Source organism: Streptomyces sp. CBMA123, from assembly GCF_014596465.1.
Taxonomy (GTDB): Bacteria; Actinomycetota; Actinomycetes; order Streptomycetales; family Streptomycetaceae; genus Kitasatospora.
Window position 1 is genome coordinate 1 of record NZ_MECK01000581.1, and the last position, 395, is coordinate 395.

1 protein-coding gene is annotated in these 395 nt (G+C 80.5%); it reads right to left on the bottom strand.

Going from position 1 to position 395, the window contains the following annotated elements:
* A partial coding sequence (locus BG452_RS37755) for a hypothetical protein (protein ID WP_223243320.1) occupies positions 1–395 on the bottom strand: 395 nt, incomplete at both ends.

Below are 395 nucleotides of genomic sequence, written 5' to 3' on the forward strand. Positions count from 1 at the left end.
GCCGGCCGCCAGTGCGGCGGCCTCGCGGCGGCCGGCCGGGGTGGGATCGGGCCGCCAGCGGGCCTGCGGGCGGCCGTCGGCGAGGACGGGCAGGGGGAGCACCCGGCCCCGGCCGACCGTCCGCCAGGCGAGGTCGTGCACTCCGGTGAGCCAGCGCAGTGAGGGGCCGTAGACCACTTCGACCCGGCCGGCGCCGGGCAGGTCGGTGTCGGTGACGGCCCAGTGCGGGTCGTGGACCTCGCCGAGCAGCTGGGCGGCGGCTCCGGCCTCGAAGAGCAGCGCGGGCACCCGCCACGGGGTGAGGACGGCGCCGCCGCGCGGCGGGGTGACGGGCAGGTCGGGCGAGGGGGCGGGCAGGGTGCCGACGGTGGGCAGCAGCAGGGTGGCCCAGCGTT